This is a genomic window from Dactylosporangium sp. CA-092794, from assembly GCF_050948465.1.
In the GTDB taxonomy this organism is placed as follows: Bacteria; Actinomycetota; Actinomycetes; order Mycobacteriales; family Micromonosporaceae; genus Dactylosporangium.
In genome coordinates this window covers 3549340-3566315 of sequence record NZ_CP192044.1, presented here as the reverse complement: position 1 = coordinate 3566315, position 16976 = coordinate 3549340, and the positions used below count along the sequence as shown (strand labels likewise).

Genomic DNA, 16976 nt, shown 5'->3' with positions numbered 1-16976 from the left:
CTGGCGCAAGGCTCAGGCTGCCAAGTCTCGGACGCACGATTTGCACACTGACCGCCGGGCAGGGAATCGGCCATCGAACCGAGGGCGGCGCGGAGCGCAGCCAGCCGCGCCAGCCCAACATCGATCTCACGTGTGGCGGCGGAGCAGTTGTTCGTCCGCCTCGCATAGGCACATCCCGGTGTCCCGCAGGTTGAGCAGGTCGATGATCTACGGTGAGGTGGGACTTGTCATCTAGCGGAGTGGCCGACAGAATTGCCGCCCTGGCAAGCGAAGTCACCGGTAGGCCCTTACCCGTCCGGATCCGCGCCTGGGATGGGTCAGAGTCAGGGCCCTCGGGTGCCGCGGCCCTTGTCATCCGCGACAAGAGGGCACTTCGCCGCCTGCTGTGGCAGCCGAACGAGCTCGGGCTTGCTCGGGCGTATGTCGGCGGTGAACTGGATGTCGATGGTGATCTCTACGAGGCGCTTGCGAGTCTGACCAGGTTCATAGACGAAGGCCCGTACCGGGGCCGCATGACTTCGCGTCAGCGGCTCATCGTCGTACGCGGCCTAATCGAGCTGGGTGCGGTCGGGCGGCAACCGGCGCCGCCGCCGGAGGAGGCGCGGCTGCGTGGCCGGAGGCACAGCATGGCGAGAGACAACAGCGCTATCTCTCATCACTACGATGTCGGCAACGACTTCTACCGTCGTGTTCTGGGGCCCTCGATGGTCTACTCGTGTGCCTACTGGGCCTCGACAGCTCCTGGTTACCGCCTCGAAGATGCTCAGTTCGACAAGCTGGAACTGATATGCCGCAAACTCGGCGTTGAGTCAGGCACTCGTCTGCTGGACGTTGGCTGCGGATGGGGAGCGCTGGCCATCCATGCTGCCAAGCATCACGGCGCACAGGTCGTCGGCGTGACGCTCTCGGAACAGCAGGCGGCATACGCACGCCAGCAGGTAGCCGATCTAGGGCTCGAAGAACACGTCGATATCCGGGTCAAGGATTACCGGAACGTCGATGACGGACCGTATGACGCAATATCCAGTGTCGGCATGGCTGAGCACGTGGGCGTGCGTCAGTTCCAGCAGTACACCGAGACGATGTACCGCAACCTCCGCGTTGGCGGACGATTCCTCAACCATCAGATCGCCCAGCTGCACCCGACGGCGACGCCGTCACCACCGTCGTCTGGCGTCCACGCGCGTCGCAGCGAGCGGAAGCCCACGTTTATCGGCGCCTACGTCTTTCCCGACGGCGAGCTGAGGCCCGTCGGCACGACGATTGCGTTCCTGGAGGCAGCTGGGTTCGAGGTGCGGGGTGTCGAGGCGATGCGTGAGCACTACGGCCGGACGCTGCGCGCGTGGGTGTCGAACCTCGAGACCAGCTGGGAAGAGGCGGTACGGCTGACAACGGTGGGGAGGACGCGTGTTTGGCGTCTGTACATGGCTGCGTGCGCGCTCGCGTTCGAGGCTGGTCGGCTGGGTGTCAACCAGGTGCTGTGCGTGAAACCGCATCCGGACGGCAGGAGCGAGATGCCCAGCACGCCTGCGTGGCTGTCCGCCCTCCAATGAGATACAGCGTGCAAAGCCGTGACGCGGGGCGGGCACTGCGCAGAGGGCGCGAGACGTCATGCGCGAGCGTTTCCTTACCGGCCGGTTGTCCGCTCGATACGCGGAAACCTTGCCGGCGACCCGGTCCCGGCTCGGCCGCTCTCGCCCGTCACACGCTCATGGACGACTGAGGAGGCCGCGTCGTGACACCGACTGCTCAACACCGGGCCGCGGCAGCCCAGACATCGGCAAACCGCTGGGCCCATGCTTTACTCGCCCCCACAAAACCCCGGCCGTCAGCGCCCCTAAACCCCGATTCGGGCGCTGACGGCCGGGCGGCTCCCCCAGCGCGATTGCATCAGGCAGCGATCACATCGGCCGCGCACCGAGCAGCGTGTCGCTTGGCCGGCGACGCGCCGAGGCGTACTCAGGGCGAGGTCGAGCCGACCGCCAAAATCCACATTCCGGAGCCTCAGGGGGTGCCATGCGTGCTGGCGCTCTTGGGCGTCTCGTTGCCCTGGGACGGTGCGGTCGTCGAGGCCACTCTGCCGGGGCCGAGCATGATGACAACGACACCGACCAGGCAGATTACAGCGCCCGTGATGTCCCAACGGTCCGGCCGGAATCCATCCGCGACGACCCCCCATAGGAGTGAGCTGGCGACAAACACGCCTCCGTACGCAGCGAGGACTCGCCCGAAGTTGGCATCAGGCTGCAGTGCCGCCACGAAGCCATAAATTCCTAGGACAACTACCCCGGCGGCCATCCACAGCAGCCCACGTTGTTCGCGCAGACCTTGCCACACCAGCCACGCGCCGCCGATCTCAGTGACGGCGGCAAGGACGAACAGTAAACAGGTGCGAATGACCACCGAGCAAGCGTAGGCGAGTACCGCCGCGAGCTCGCGGCCAGGTGCATCCCACAACCTAATCGTCAGCCGCTAAACCACCCGGGTCTCGGACCCTTCGGCGTCATGGTCGTGGTTAGCAGTCGCATGCTTCACGGCTCATGACAAGAATCAACGGCTCAGGCGAGGGGCACTGCGACAGGTCGTCGACGATCCACCCGCTCAACCCGGATTCGCAGTACATAAAGGCGCCTTGCGTCTGACCCACGGAAGGTGGATCCATGTCGACCAGAACGCCGACCTCAGGACCGCTCGGAGGCCTGCGCAAGATGCTCGACGAGCGAGTGGTCGTGCTCGACGGCGCGTGGGGCACAATGCTGCAGACGGCCGGCCTCAAGCCCGCCGACTACCGCGCGGACCTGATCGCCACGGATCACCTCCAGGATGTCACCGGCGACCCGGACCTACTCAACCTCACCCGGCCCGACGTGATCCTCGACGTACACCGGCAATATCTGGCCGCCGGCGCCGACATCACCACCACCAACACGTTCACCGCCACCACGATCGCCCAGGCCGACTACGGACTCGAGGCGCTGGTCCGCGACATGAACGTGCAGGGCGCTCGGCTGGCCCGGCAGGCGGCGGACGAGTTCTCCACTCCTAACCGCCCGCGGTTCGTGGCCGGGTCGGTCGGCCCGCTCAACGTCACCCTGTCGCTGTCGCCGCGGGTCGACGACCCGTCATACCGGGCGGTGACGTTCGACGTGGTCCGCGCCGCGTACGCCGAGCAGATCAGTGCGCTCGTCGAGGGCGGCATCGACCTGCTGCTCATCGAGACGATCTTCGACACGCTCAACGTGAAGGCCGCCGTGGCCGCCGCTCACGAGGTCGCGCCGCACCTGCCACTGTGGATCTCGGTCACGATCGTCGACATGAGCGGCCGGACGCTGTCCGGGCAGACCGTCGAGGCGTTCTGGCGCTCGGTCGAGCACGCCGAGCCGCTCATCGTTGGTGTCAACTGCTCTCTCGGCGCGGCCGAGATGCGCCCGCATGTCGCGGACCTGGCCCGCCTCGCCGGCACGTATGTCGCTGCGCACCCCAACGCGGGCCTGCCCAACGCGTTCGGCGGTTACGACCAGACCCCGGCCGAGACGTCCGCCCTGATCGCCGGCTTCGTGTCGGACCGCCTGGTCAACGTCGTCGGCGGCTGCTGCGGCACCACGCCCGCACACATCGCCAGGATCGCCGAGGCGGTCCGGGGAATGACACCCCGGCAGGTCCCGACGCCCGCCTCGGCGACCCGGTTCAGCGGTTTGGAGCCGTTCGAGATCGGCCCCGACACCGGCTTCGTCATGATCGGCGAGCGGACCAACGTCACCGGCTCGAAGCGCTTCCGCCGGCTCATCGAGTCCGACGACCACCAGGGCGCGGTCGACGTTGCCCTCGAACAGGTCCGCGGCGGCGCCAACCTCCTCGACGTCAACATGGACGCCGACCTGCTCGACAGCGAGCAGGCGATGACCACGTTCCTCAATCTCATCGCGACCGAGCCCGAGGTCGCCCGCATCCCAATCATGATCGACAGCTCCCGCTGGAGCGTGCTCGAGGCCGGCCTCAAGTGCACGCAGGGCAAGGGCGTCGTCAACTCGATCAGCCTCAAGGAGGGTGAGGAGCCGTTCCTGGAGCAGGCCAGGATCATCCGCTCCTACGGCGCCGGCGTCGTCGTGATGGCCTTCGACGAGCTTGGCCAGGCCGACACGACGCAGCGCAAGGTGGACATCTGCTGCCGGGCGTACGGCCTGCTCGTCAACCGCGCCGGCTTCCCACCCGAGGACATCGTCTTCGACCCGAACGTCCTCGCCGTCGCCACCGGCATCGCCGAGCACAACGGCTACGCCAAGGCGTTCATCGAGGCGCTGCCGCAGATCAAGCAGCGCTGCCCCGGCGCGCGCACCAGCGGCGGCATCTCCAACCTGTCGTTCTCCTTCCGCGGCAACGACGTCGTGCGTGAGGCGATGCACTCGGCGTTCCTGCTGCACGCGGTCCGCGCGGGGCTCGACATGGGCATCGTCAACGCCGGCCAGCTCGCCGTGTACGCCGACATCCCCGCCGACCTGCTCGAGCTCGTCGAGGACGTGCTCTTCGACCGGCGTGAGGACGCGACCGACCGGCTCGTCACGTTCGCCGGCACGGTCAGCGGCTCCGGCACACAACGCGTCGTGGACCTGTCATGGCGTGCGGCCTCGGTCCGCGAGCGGCTGTCCCACGCCCTCGTGCACGGCATCGTCGACTTCATCGAGGCGGACACGGAAGAGGCGCGCCTGCAGGCCAAGCGCCCCCTGGAGGTGATCGAGGGCCCACTGATGGACGGCATGAAGCTCGTCGGCGACCTGTTCGGCGCCGGCAAGATGTTCCTGCCACAGGTGGTCAAAAGCGCCCGCGTGATGAAGCGTTCCGTGGCGTACCTCGAGCCGTTCATGCAGGCCGAGAAGGAGGCCGCCCGCGCTGCCGGCGTCACGCACAGCGGCCGCAGCGGCCAGGGCAGGGTCGTCATGGCGACCGTCAAGGGCGACGTGCACGACATCGGCAAGAACATCGTCGGCGTCGTCCTCGGCTGCAACAACTACGAGGTCATCGACCTCGGCGTCATGGTCCCCGCCGCGAAGATCCTCGACACCGCGGTCGCAGAGGGCGCTGACGCGATCGGCCTGTCCGGTCTCATCACCCCGTCGCTGGACGAGATGGTCGCGGTCGCCACCGAAATGCAGCGCCGCGGCCTGAAACTGCCCCTGCTCATCGGCGGCGCCACCACATCGCGGCAGCACACGGCGGTGCGGGTGGCTCCGGCGTACGAAGGCGCTACCGTCCATGTGCAGGACGCTTCGCGGGTCGTCGGGGTCGTCGCCGGGCTGCTGGATGCCGAGCGGGTCGAGCAGCTCACCGCCGACAACCGCACCGAGCAGGAGCGCCTGCGCCGCCAGCACGCCGAGCGCCGCCACACCGCCGTGCGCACCCTCGCACAGGCCCGGGCAAACGCCTCCGACGTGTCGTTCGCGGACATTCCGGTGCCGGCCTTCACCGGTGTACGGATCGTCGAGCCCGCCCTGCAGACGCTCCGCGACATGATCGACTGGCAGTTCTTCTTCCTCGCCTGGGAGCTTCGTGGCCAGTACCCCGCGATTCTGGACCAGCCCGTCGCCGCCGAGCTCTTCGCCGAGGGCAACACCCTGCTCGACGAGATCATCGCCAACGGTTCCTTGACCGCCCGCGGCGCCTATGGCTTTTGGCCCGCCGCCTCCCACGGCGACGACATCGTCCTGGACAATTCGGTCACCTTCCCCATGCTGCGCCAGCAGACGGAAAAGCCGGACGGCCGCCCAAACCGCTGCCTCGCCGACTACATCGCCCCTGCCAACTCGGACGCCGCCTTCCCGGACCACCTCGGCGGTTTCGCGGTCGCCATCCACGGTGCCGAGGACCTCGCCGCCCGCTACGAGGCCGACAACGACGACTACCGCGTCATCATGGTCAAGGCCCTCGCCGACCGGCTCGCCGAGGCGTTCGCCGAGTACATACACCTCGAGGCCCGCCGCGCCTGGTTCGAGCCTGACGCCACCCCGGCCCTTGAGGACCTGCACGCGGAACGCTTCCGCGGCATCCGCCCGGCACTGGGCTACCCCGCCAGCCCCGACCACTCCGTCAAACAGGCCCTGTTCGACCTCCTCGAAGCCGACAAGCTCGGCCTCGCCCTGACCGAGTCGTTCGCGATGACCCCGGCCGCAGCCGTCAGCGGCCTGATCTTCGCCCACCCCGACTCGCGCTACTTCACGGTCGGCCGCATCAACCACGACCAAGTCCAGGACTACGCCACCCGCCGCGGCCTGCCGATCGCCGAGACCGAACGCTGGCTGCGCCCCAACCTCGCCTACGACCCCACCTGACCCACCGGCGACACCCACCGACGCGCTCAGATGCGGCTACCGGTTCAGGCGCCCTGCCGACACGGTCTTGACTCTCGTCTAGATCGACCATCTCACCCGTGGCCTGCACACCGACACCGTCACGCCCGGTCTCGTGAGGCCGACGGTGTCGGCGAGCTCGGGGATCTGGGATCGGACCTCGTTGGCCGGGCGGTGCATGGCCGTGCAGCGGCTCGGCGATGCTCAGCCGCGGATCGGCGGCGCCACGTGGGCTCTGGAAGAGCGCGCCAATGCGGGCCGGGTGGCGGCCGGGACGGTGTGCCGGGCGCCGACGACCGGCACACCGTCGATGGTGACCTGGCCGTCGTCGGGCCGGTGGAGCAGGGCTGACTGCTGCGTTGCTGGCCCGCGGGCCGGGATCGTTCATCCGGTCTCGTCCGCCGGTGCGGTGGCGAGCCTGGCGGTCCAGCGGTCCTCGATACGGCCGACCTTCCATACGGCGATCGCGACCGCCCAGGCCAGGACGAAGAGGGCGACGATGCCGTAGCCGGCGTAGTCGAGCGGGATGTCGGCGATGGCGGCGATCGGTCCGGTGGTGATGCCGGCCTGCTCGGCGAGGACGCCGATGAGTTCGACGGTGCCGATGACGAGGGCGACGGCGACGGAGATCGAGGTGATGGTGATGTTGTAGAAGACCTTGCGGACTGGTTTGGCGAACGCCCAGCCGTAGGCGGCGTTCATGAACACGCCGTCGATGGTGTCCATGAGACACATGCCGGCGGCGAACAGGATCGGCAGTACCAGGATCGAGTAGAACGGCAGGTTGAACGCGGCGGCGCCGCCGGCCAGGACGAGCAGGCCGACCTCGGTGGCGATGTCGAAGCCGAGGCCGAAGAGCACGCCGATCGGGTAGATGTGCCAGGCCCGGCGGACCGATCGGGTCAGGCCGCCCAGGATGCGGTTCATGAAGCCGCGCTTGTTGAGCTGGTCCTCCAGTTGCTGCTCGTCGTACTCGCCGGAGCGCATCCGGCGGAAGACGCGGATGATGCCCAGCAGCACGACGAGGTTGAGGATGCCGAGGATCCACAGGAACACCCCCGACACCGAGGCGCCGATGACGCCGGTGACGGAGTGCAGCTCGGAGTCGTCGTTCTCGACCTGACCGGCGAGGGTCTTCACGCCGATCGAGAGCAGGAATGCCAGCAGAAACACGATGGTGGAGTGGCCGAGGGAGAACCAGAATCCGACCGACAGCGGCTTGCGGTCCTCGCCGGTGACCGTGTTGTCGGCCATGAGCTTGCGGGTGGTGTTGTCCACCGCGGCGATGTGGTCGGCGTCCCGGGAGCTCCGTTCAGACGGGCACCAGTTGCTCGGCGGCGTGGTGCCGTCGGTGACGGCGGGCCCATCGGACGGCGGGCGGCATGGCGAGGCCGGTGAGGAGGAACAGGCTGCCGACGACGTACCAGCCGGGCCGGCCCCCGGTGATGCACAGCCAGATGAGCAGGCCCGGCCCGATCGCCTCGGACAGGCCAGCACCGAGCCCGAACACGCCGAGGTATTGGCCGGTGGCCGCCTTGGGGGCGAGCGCGAAGGACAGCTCGAATCCGGCGGTAGAGCGCCAGAGCTCGCCGACGGGCGTGCACCACCGCGGCGAGGACCAGCAGGGTCGCGGCGGCCCACTTCGGAAGGCCGGCGGTCAGGGAGATGAGGGTGCAGGAGGCGAGGAAAGCCATCCCGGCCCGGCGGTACGCGCTCGCGCCAGCGGTCGGCGAGTCGATGCGGCGGGCGGCGTGGACCTGGAACGCGATGACGATGATGGTGCCGGTGAGCATCGTGGCGGAGATGACCCAGTGCGGGGCCCGCGTCGCGCCGACGACCCAGAGCGGGATGGCCACGGTGAGCACCTTGAACTGGATGGACATGATCCCGTCGAGGCCGGTGAGCAGGAGGTACGGCGCGTCGCGCAGCGCGATCCAGCGCGGACCGGCCACGGCGGGAAGCGGGTCGGCCGTAGGGACGAACAGGAGGAAGACCGCCGACGCCGCAGTGTCTGTGGCGATGCCCGCCACTATGAGGTCATAGGCGGTGTGGGTGCCGGTCTGCACGGCCCAGCCGGCCAGCACCGCGCCGAGCGAGATGCCGACGTTGATCACGACCCGCAGGTAGGCCCGGAACTGCTGCGGCCGGTCGCCGCCGTAGCGCCTGATCAGCGGGCTGCGTGCCGCGACATCGGCCGCTTTCGCTGCGGTCGCCGCGCTGACCGCAGCGACGAACGGCCAGAAGGTATACACCAGCAGGAACCCGGCGGTCGCGAGGGCCTGGGCGAGCAGGGTGACGGCGTAGACCACCCGGGCGCCGCGCTGGTCGGCGAAATGGCCGGCGACGACACCGGCGGCGAGGCCGAGCAGCCCGGCGGTGCCGAGGCCGAGCCCGACCTGGCCGGGCGGGAGACGGACCACCTCAGTAAAGGGGAGCACGCTGGCGGTCAGGTAGAGGCCGCTGCCGACGGTGAAGACGAAGTTGGACCCGGCGAGGAGACGCTTCGGCAGCTTGAGCCGCCGCCAGGCGCCGCGGGCCGGTGGCGGTCCCACGACGGCGCGGCGGTCGGCGCGCGTGGGCCGTCATTGCCACCACACGCGGTACCCCAAATGATGACGCACAGCAGGCCCCGCGCGAGGGCGGCGAGCAGGATCAGGTTGACCAGGCCGATGAGGTAGCCCTTGTGGGCCTGGATGCCGAGCTTGGACAGCTGGGCCAGCAGGGGCCAGTCGGCGAAGTTCGAGCGGCCGGTGACGGTGCCGGCGACCGGGTCCACGGCGACGCGGTCGAGGCGGACCAGCCAGACGTTGTCGGTCTGCGTCATGGTCCACGCGGCACCCGGATCGGCCGGTGGGGCGATCTCCATCGGGCCGGTGATGCCGTTGCCGCACGCGATGTGCAGCACCGCATCGACCCGGGCCGGGTCTCCGGCCGAGGCTGCGGGCGCCTCGGCGTGATGCCCGGCGGCGGGGGCGGCACCGGAGTCGGTGGGGTCCAGGTCCGGCTGGTGGGCGTTGAGCTTGTCCAGGGCGAGGGTGAAGCTGCCGCCGGCCCAGCGCGACCATGTCAGCCCGGTGGCGGACAGGAACAGCAGGCCGACGACGAGCCACACGCCGGTGGCGGCGTGCAGGCTGCGGGTGCGGCGCACGCCCGAGGACAGAGTGATCACCGTCAGGTCCGATCCCAGACGATGCATGGCCGCGCGTACGGGATAAACGCCGATGTCCAGCAGCACGCCACCGCCGAGCGCTCAGTGCCGACCGGATGCTGGACTGGGCGGCGTTCGACACCATGTTTCAGCGGATCGTGCGGCGGATCGGATGACCTACCGGCCGGGGCCACCGCTCCGTCCGGGCCGCGCATCGGCCGGGTCCAGGGCATGCCCACCCGTCAACACACCTGAACAGCCCGGACGCATCAACCGGGCCGCCGGACCCCGGTGGTGCGGAACGGTTCTCCCGGCCTGCTTGTCAATGGCCAGCGTCCTGCCCTACTGGCCCGACCGCAGCCGGACAAAGCTTTTGCGCCAGACCAAGCCAGGCGGTTACAACCCCGAAAGCCTCATCGCGTTCCTCACCGAACTCAGCCAGCAGGGCCGCTCTCGAACAGATCGAGAGCGGCCCTTGGGCCCAGCGATGTCATACAGCGGTGTCAATCGCCAAGATAGACGGACCAACGTTCCGGCGGGCAGTTCCAGATGGCGCCTGGGCTTTGCTGTGCGCAGGCCTGGTAGGCGGAGAACTTGCCGACCCTGACCGAGGCTGTGTAGACGGGGTTGCCGTCGGGGCCGGCGTAGGCCGCCGTGACGTCCGACCAGTAAACGGGATCGCCGTACACAGCCCCCGGTCGGCACCCCGCTGACGTGCACTGCCTGAGCTTTACCCCGTAGTAGCCCGGAATCTGCGCCCGCGCGTAGCCAGACGGGTACCCGCCTGTGTACTCGACGCAGTACGCGACCGTGCCGAGACCCGGGTCGTAGCACTGCTGGTACCAGTCGTCGGCCTGTGCGGGTTTGCCGGCGAAGGCGATCACGCCGACCGCGGACAAGACGGCGAGGAAGCTCGCCACCGCGTGTTGCAGACGCCTACCGATGCGTGTAGGGCGTGTTTCGAACATGGAATCCCCGTTCTTCGAACCGCGTGAGCTCCAATACGGGCCCTTCACGGACCCCCTGGCCATCGAGCAATGTCCAGGCGATCGTGCTGGACTCTGCCAACCATCCGAGCCTGAGTAGTAGTGTGCCTTGATCAGCGGGCACCTCTATTGACTGGCAACGACACCCTATTGACCGGCAGCGACAGGTGCTATTGATCATGCACGCCGTCGAGCCACCAGCAGCGTCCACCATCCTCGGCCCTTCGCGCAGGACTCGCGCAGGACTCGCGCGGTACCTGGGCAAGGACAGCAGCGAACGCGCATCCGTCCGGTTCGTGCACCGCCGCCCAGTTTCCGCAGATGGCTGCTCGGTGGCCGTTATGAAGATCCGTATCCATCGCGGCCGGGCCCGATTGCGCGCCGCGCTCACTGAAGCCTGTGACTTCGACGCCGATGACAGCGGCGAACCGGTCTGCCAGCCACACTAATCCGCCGACGGCGTTGCCTAAACCAATGTCGGGCTGCGCCTACCTTCTGGACAGATGGCCGCTCGTACCCCGTGGACGGTGGACTGCCTGCAGGCTCGCGGTGACGGCGAGCGCTGGCCGAACCAGGAACGACTTGGCTGGTCGCCAGCGCGGTGCCATCATCAACGCGGGCGACGCCTCCCGGACCCGCGGCCTGCGGCAACTGCTGCGCCTGCAGCGGATGCGCGACGCATCCATCGACTTCCTGTCCATCGTCGCTGAGCGGATCGTCGCCGTGGCTCACCCCACCTCCGCCGGGCTTGACCCTGGTCGACTTCGAACGGCTGCCGAGCGCCAGCGTGCGGCGGTGCAGGGTCCCGGCTCAGCCGCTCTCGCGCCGAGCATAGTGACGGTGGGATTCTCGACCGAGGTACTCGGGCACATCCGCTCCGGTTCACCGGTCATCTCGCTCGCCGCCTACTGATAGAAGCCGATGTCGTTGATCTTCTGACCGATCTCGTCAGCGTAGGGGCCATGGATAACCCAGATGCCGAGCCACTCCGGACGCAGCTTGATGTTGCTGTGTCCGACCACGACCGGGTTGGACAGGCGGGCGACGTTCTGCAGTGCCGCGAGTCCGGCCTTCTGGACCTCGGCCGCGATCTGGGCCTTGGCGGTTTCGTCCAGGTCGACGCCGTCGACCACGAAGCGGAAGTCATAACGTGCCATACGTGCTCCTCACAGTTCGGTACCGAGCCCGCGCCGAAGCGTGGCCCGGGTGAAATTGGTCCAGCCGGCGCGGCTGGTGACGCTGCCCTCGCGCCCGGACGAGCGGATGGCCCGTTCGGCCGCCTTCTCCCAGTCAGCCGACGCGTCTTGCCAAACGTTGGCGAGCGCCGCCCGGGCAAACGCGATCTGCGCGGGTGATCCGGTGAACCCGGCATGCTCGTCGGTCACCCGCACCTGCGTATCAGTCAGGGCCACCGTGGGGAAGTGGTAGTACAGGCTGGCGACCGTGGCCCAGTAGCGAGCGTCACGGTCCCGCGCGTCAAATCCGCTGTAGCGGCGGTCGGCGCGTGTGTAGGTGATGCCGGTCAGCACGAATGTCTGGCCGTCCGGCGTGGCTCCCGCCGTTTGCACCTCGAACGGGGCGATCCAGCTCGCGGGCGCGTTCGCCCACCAGAACCGCAGCCACTCGCTGAGCCGCTCGTGGAAGTCCATCGCGTAGCGCAGCGTGACTGGACGTCCCTCCGGCGATCGATGAGTGCGGCGGCCGTACCGGCGTCGGCGCCGGGAGCGGCCGCCGCCGGCTTGGCCAGCGCAAGCACCGAACCTACGGCGGCCGCGGTGATCACCCCCCTGCGGGACATCGATGACGATTTCGCCTTTCGTTTCATGCAATTGATGTCCAACAAGAGGCCTACGCGGCGAGCTACCTGAAATGCGTAAGCTGTCTATATTGATAGCTTTGGTCAAGCGCCCTTCTTAGCCGTGTCAAGCACCGCGTCCGATTCCCCGCCGCACGCGCCAGGGCCGGGCAGGTCACGGCTGAGGCCAGTGTGCGTCGATGGCCGCGAGCACCCGGGCACAGCCCTCGCGGTCGGCCAGCGCCGTCGCGAGGATGACGACCAGCGCCTCGCGGCCCTCCGTGTACCACTCACAGGTGCGCACAAGCTGAATCAGGTCGGTGCGGGGCACCCCGGTGTAGGGCACCGCGGACCGGATCCGCTTCGGCAGCAGCGCGACGAGCCGTTGCAGACCGGGCACGCTGGCCAACTCGTCCACGTCGGTCATCTCGTCGACGATCGCGCCGAGCGACCGCAGCGGGATGCGGTTGCGACCGGGCTGCGGTGCGCCGAGCACGACGTCGAGCCCCTCCCGGTCGCCGGTGCGGTGCCACAGGTACTGGGGCATCTGCGCGGTCGCGTCCGCGACGCGCAGTTCGGCGAAGCGGCGCCTGATCCGGCTCGCCAGCCGGTCCGCATCGGGCGGGAACGGGGTGGCCGGGTCCCGCAGCAGGCGCAGCAGTTCCTCGGAGAACAAGCCGGCGGCGCGCCTCGAGTCGTTCGCCGCCAGCTGGCCGGGGCCGGCGGCGAACAGCACGTCCTGGCTGCGGCCCACCACCAGCTGCGAGCCCGAGGGCAGGGCCTGGTGCGGCAGCCGGTTGGCGAACCGGGCCTCGTTCTGACAGGCGTCGACGATCAGCAGCCCACGCCGCAGCCGCGGGAAGTATGTCGTGGTGAGCGACCGGGTCAGCTCGTTGAAGTCCAGGTTGCGTTTGTCATCGACGGTTGCGTCGGCATAGAAGAGCCGCCTGCGACCATCCGCGTCGACCGCGCCGTGCCCGCCCCACATCAGCACGAGCTGCTCGGCGTCGATACTGGGCAGCTCGCCGGTCAGGAAGTCGTACAACTCCTGCTGCCGCGCCGGGCGCGGGACCAGGCCGAAGTCCGGCCCGCCGGGCAGCGGTGAGGCGAACAAGGTGACGGACTCGTCCGGCACGCCCCGCTCACGCAGCCAGGTAAGGTATCGGGCCGCGTCCGCAGCGGGTCCGCGCAGCGGGGGCAGCACCCGGCCGGCGCGGTAGTCCTCGACAGCGACCACGACGGCGTGGACGGACGCCATCAGCCGACCGCCGCCAGCACCGAGCCGATCACCGAGTAGAGGGCGTCGTTGGTGAAGTAGGCGCTGTGCGCGCGCGGGAACGGCACCCGGCTGTTTAGCTCCACATCGCGGACCCGGTCGCCGAAGACCGGCTCGGCGTAGAACGAGAGCAGGTCGCGCTGGTCCATGACGTTGATCCACGGACCGGGAAACTCGCGCGGGAGATCGGCGCCCGGCGCCAGGCCTGGCAGTGCGCCGAGCTCGTGCAGATACGGTGCCTGCGAACCGACCGTGATCAGAGCGCGGACGTTCGGCGGCGGCACGGTCGCGAGCAGGTCGACGCAGGCGATGCCGCCGAGGCTGTGTGCCAGCAGCACGACACCGCCGGGCTGAGCGGCGACGACCGAGGCGATGCGCTCGCGGATTGCCGCGCCTCGGGCGAGGTACACCATGATGTCGCCGGCCGCCGGACTCGCCGCGCTGGTGAGTAGGAAGCGACGCCGGTCGACCGGGCGCATCGCCACGCTCAGCAGCGACATCCCGAGCCCGCGCACGTCAGCGCCGAGCGCCACGAGCAGCGCGGCCACGATCGCGTCGCGGTGGTCACCATCGACCGGCACCGGCTCGCCGGCCGCGTCGTCGGCCCGGGCCAGCGACTCGGCCACGACGGCTCGGGCGACCGCCTCGGCCAGCGACTGACGGTCGGCGCTGCGGTCCAAGGCCGGCGCCGCCAGCACGGCCTCGAGCGCGGCGGCAAACACCCCCCTGAGCCCGGCGGCGGCGACGGCGGCGCGGACATGCGGGTCGTCGGCGGCGCGCCCGGCCGCACGGCGCAGGCCCTGGCCAGGGGCTTCCTCGTTGACTGGGACCTCCAGCGGGTCACCAGCCAGCAGGCGCAGCTCAAGGAGCGGGTCAAGCTCCAGCAGGTGCCAGAGCTCGACCTCGTCCGGCTCATCACCGGCGCCGCGGTGGCGGACACCGTCGGGGATGCTAGCGCCCCCGAGCCGCAGCCGGGCGCCGTGCGGCTCGCCCCAGTAACACGGAACCACCGGTGCACGGCTCCGTACGCCGGTCGTGACGAGTGCCAGAGTCTTCTCGAAGCTGGTGATGCGCACTCCGGTGCCGTGCACAAACACGAGGCTGGTCATAACCGTCCCTGGTCGATCGAGGGCTGCCGGGACACGCTACCGCACCGGCTGGTGTTCCTCGATCAACCGAACGTCGCCGAGTCACCGTCGAGCGACAATTGCTACGCTATGACTCATAGCCACCATTCGATGGCTGGTGCCGCCGTGACGCGACGCTTTCTTGCCGGGTTCCGATAGGTGATGATTGACCTGTCCGCCAGTACAGTCGTGGGAGGTCACCGCATGGATGCAGCCCCGGCGGGTATCGAGTCCGAACTGCCCGATCTTTCGACGGTCAATGTCACCACCCTGCGCAGCGTTGCACTGCCCGCCCTCGGCGACGCAATGGAGCGCGTGCGGCGCCGAATCCTCAGCGCCGAGGATTCCGTCAGCGGTTACAACGGCAACGGCGCATACGGTGAACCTGAAGCACTGGCCGGCCCTTTCCCGGACGGCCATGCGGCTTGATCGACAGCGGCAACTGGCCGGCCTACATCGTCGATCACGACGTCTTTCAGCAGCTCGCAGCCGGTGCCGGCAATCGGCGTGTCGTTGCCGAGCTGTGGCGGTCGGAACGCAGTTGGCGGTTGATCTCGCTGCTGTGCTTCATCGAGGCATGCGGCGGCCGCCCGGACGCGCTCGGCCCACTGCCGCCGATTGCCAGCGCCTGGAGCCTGCTCGACCGCGCCTACCGGGCCGATCCGGACGCGACCGAGGACGTGCTCGCCCACCCGCAGGTCGGCGTCTGGCTGGCGTACACGCTGCGCCGGCTCGAGACCGGCGGCGACAGCCCGCCGTCCTCGGCACCGCTGTGGGTCGACGTCGGTTACCTGCACGCGGTGGGGGTGGCCGCAGGAGCGCGGGCCGGGCTGTCCTTCGAGCTGGCGGTGCCGCTCCGCGCCGGTTTCGCGGTGCTGCCGACGCTCGGCGTCGCCGCCTTCGCCGATGGTCCGCAGCTGGCCACGGCGCACGCCGACGCCGGACACCTGCGACTGGTGGCCGGCGACCTAGTCGTCCACGCCCGATCCGGCGCAGCCGGCTGGCGCGAACCGGCGACGGTCGAGGCGGAGTCGGACGGAATACGGCTGGTTGTCGAGCTGGTCGACCACGACGCGTATCGGGAGCTGCAGGTCGCCCGAGACCCGCAGCCCCTGTCGGAACAGCAGATCGCGGCGTGGCGTGAACACGTGACGCGCGCGTGGGCGCTGCTGGTGCGTGAGCACCGGGGCCGCGCCGAGTCGATGGCCGTCGGCCTGCGCACGCTGGCGCCGTCGCGGCGCCGCAAGCTGTTCAGGCCGATGTCGGCGTCGGGCGCGGAGGCATTCGGTGGGATATCGCTGTCCGAGCCGGACGATGCGGTTCAGATGGCCGTGACGCTGGTCCATGAGGTGCAACATCATCGGCTGGGTGCTCTGCAGCATCTGCTGACGCTGGTCGAGGACGTCCCGGAACGCCGGTTCTACGCCCCTTGGCGGGACGATCCGCGGCCGTTGAACGGGCTGCTGCAGGGCGCCTACGCATTCGCCGGCATCACCGACTTCTGGTGCGTCCGCCGCCGGCACGCCCGCGGTGCAGATCTGGCGATCGCCGAGCTGGAGCAAGCGCTGTGGTGGCGGCAGACTTTGCTGGCGCTGGACATCCTGGCCGGATCGGAGCGGTTGACCGGGCACGGCTCGAAGTTCGTGGCCATCCTGCGGCAGGAGGTCGAGCGGTCCGGGGCCGACGGTTTCCCCGATCCGGCGCGGCGATCCGCGGCGCGACTTGCCGTGGACCATCGTGCGCTCTGGAGGGCGGCGAACGTGCGGGTCGGCAGCGGCACGGCCCGGGCGCTGGCCGACGCTTGGCGTCGAGGCACGGACGCTGGCGAGCCGCTGCCGCCGCGGCTGCGCGACGCCCACGTCGTCGGGAACGAGCCGCGTTTCGAGGGTCTGGACACCCGGGCCGTGCTCACCCGGTTGCGGCTGCTGCGTCCCGCGCTGTTCGACGAGTTCCGGGCCGCTGCGCACCGGATCGGTGAGCACGTCACCGGCGCCCTGCCGGCAGACGTCGCCTTGGCCGCCGGTGAAACCGACCGCGCCCGCGCCGGGTATCTCGAAATCCTGACGGCAGACCCCGGCAGCGGCCGGGCATGGGTCGGGCTGGGCCTGACCTGCGATCCGGGCAGTCCGGAGCGCCGCGCACTGCTGGGCCGTCCCGAATTGGTCCTCGCCGTCGCCGGGACCATCGGCGCGGCACCGGCCGACGCGTTGGGCCTGGCCACCTGGATCGGTCAGCGGATCGTCGAGCGGGAGCCCGCGGACGACCCCGCGGGCTGGCGGATCGCGCCGCCCGCGGGGTGAGAC

13 protein-coding genes and 2 pseudogenes are annotated in these 16976 nt (G+C 69.4%); 5 read left to right on the top strand and 10 right to left on the bottom strand.

Annotation, left to right across the window (positions count from 1 at the left end; genetic code table 11):
* Window positions 1–239: 239 nt before the first annotated feature.
* Window positions 240–1553, top strand: a complete 1314-nt coding sequence (locus ACQPXD_RS15230) for a class I SAM-dependent methyltransferase (protein WP_432838848.1) — start codon at window positions 240–242, stop codon at window positions 1551–1553.
* Window positions 1554–2004: 451 nt separating this feature from the next.
* Here the strand turns inward: ACQPXD_RS15230 and ACQPXD_RS15225 are convergent, their stop codons facing one another.
* Window positions 2005–2403, bottom strand: coding sequence for a YnfA family protein (locus tag ACQPXD_RS15225; protein WP_432838846.1), 399 nt, complete (start codon window positions 2401–2403; stop codon window positions 2005–2007).
* Window positions 2404–2660: 257 nt separating this feature from the next.
* Here ACQPXD_RS15225 and metH point away from each other — a divergent pair, with 257 nt between their 5' ends.
* On the top strand, window positions 2661–6323 hold the full coding sequence (metH, locus tag ACQPXD_RS15220; RefSeq protein ID WP_432838844.1) for a methionine synthase: 3663 nt from the start codon (window positions 2661–2663) through the stop codon (window positions 6321–6323).
* Between the two features lie 402 nt (window positions 6324–6725).
* Here metH and ACQPXD_RS15215 read toward each other — a convergent pair.
* The 5 genes and pseudogenes from ACQPXD_RS15215 to ACQPXD_RS15195 form a co-directional block, all read right to left on the bottom strand.
* A pseudogene (locus ACQPXD_RS15215) lies at window positions 6726–7640 on the bottom strand (HoxN/HupN/NixA family nickel/cobalt transporter); the annotation flags it as partial.
* A 13-nt stretch (window positions 7641–7653) separates the two neighbouring features.
* Window positions 7654–7851, bottom strand: a complete 198-nt coding sequence (locus tag ACQPXD_RS15210) for a hypothetical protein (RefSeq protein WP_432844400.1) — start codon at window positions 7849–7851, stop codon at window positions 7654–7656.
* 157 nt (window positions 7852–8008) lie between these two features.
* Window positions 8009–8779: pseudogene (locus tag ACQPXD_RS15205) on the bottom strand (MFS transporter); the annotation flags it as partial.
* A gap of 8 nt (window positions 8780–8787) precedes the next feature.
* Window positions 8788–9510, bottom strand: a complete 723-nt coding sequence (locus ACQPXD_RS15200; protein WP_432838842.1) for a PepSY domain-containing protein — start codon at window positions 9508–9510, stop codon at window positions 8788–8790.
* A 482-nt stretch (window positions 9511–9992) separates the two neighbouring features.
* Window positions 9993–10409 carry a hypothetical protein gene (locus ACQPXD_RS15195; protein ID WP_432838840.1) on the bottom strand — a complete coding sequence of 139 codons (417 nt, stop codon included), beginning with the start codon at window positions 10407–10409 and terminating at the stop codon, window positions 9993–9995.
* 648 nt (window positions 10410–11057) lie between these two features.
* Here ACQPXD_RS15195 and ACQPXD_RS15190 point away from each other — a divergent pair.
* Window positions 11058–11387 (top strand): hypothetical protein, encoded by a 330-nt coding sequence (locus ACQPXD_RS15190; RefSeq protein ID WP_432838838.1) that lies wholly within the window; start codon window positions 11058–11060, stop codon window positions 11385–11387.
* Here the strand turns inward: ACQPXD_RS15190 and ACQPXD_RS15185 are convergent.
* The 4 genes from ACQPXD_RS15185 to ACQPXD_RS15170 all read right to left on the bottom strand — a co-directional run bounded on the left by ACQPXD_RS15185 (window position 11381) and on the right by ACQPXD_RS15170 (window position 14655).
* Window positions 11381–11632 carry a hypothetical protein gene (locus ACQPXD_RS15185; RefSeq protein ID WP_432838261.1) on the bottom strand — a complete coding sequence of 84 codons (252 nt, stop codon included), beginning with the start codon at window positions 11630–11632 and terminating at the stop codon, window positions 11381–11383. The two genes, ACQPXD_RS15190 and ACQPXD_RS15185, sit on opposite strands and share 7 nt — an antisense overlap.
* A gap of 9 nt (window positions 11633–11641) precedes the next feature.
* Window positions 11642–12124 carry a hypothetical protein gene (locus ACQPXD_RS15180; protein ID WP_432838836.1) on the bottom strand — a complete coding sequence of 161 codons (483 nt, stop codon included), beginning with the start codon at window positions 12122–12124 and terminating at the stop codon, window positions 11642–11644.
* 321 nt (window positions 12125–12445) lie between these two features.
* Window positions 12446–13528 (bottom strand): effector-associated domain 2-containing protein, encoded by a 1083-nt coding sequence (locus ACQPXD_RS15175; protein WP_432838834.1) that lies wholly within the window; start codon window positions 13526–13528, stop codon window positions 12446–12448.
* Window positions 13528–14655 (bottom strand): hypothetical protein, encoded by a 1128-nt coding sequence (locus ACQPXD_RS15170; RefSeq protein ID WP_432838832.1) that lies wholly within the window; start codon window positions 14653–14655, stop codon window positions 13528–13530. Before ACQPXD_RS15170 ends, ACQPXD_RS15175 begins: the two co-directional genes overlap by 1 nt.
* 222 nt (window positions 14656–14877) lie before the next feature.
* Here ACQPXD_RS15170 and ACQPXD_RS15165 point away from each other — a divergent pair, with 222 nt between their 5' ends.
* A complete protein-coding gene (locus ACQPXD_RS15165) occupies window positions 14878–15102 on the top strand; it encodes a hypothetical protein (protein WP_432838830.1) in 225 nt (74 codons plus the stop codon).
* A 119-nt stretch (window positions 15103–15221) separates the two neighbouring features.
* On the top strand, window positions 15222–16973 hold the full coding sequence (locus ACQPXD_RS15160) for an HEXXH motif domain-containing protein (RefSeq protein WP_432838828.1): 1752 nt from the start codon (window positions 15222–15224) through the stop codon (window positions 16971–16973).
* The last annotated feature ends 3 nt before the right edge of the window (window positions 16974–16976 follow it).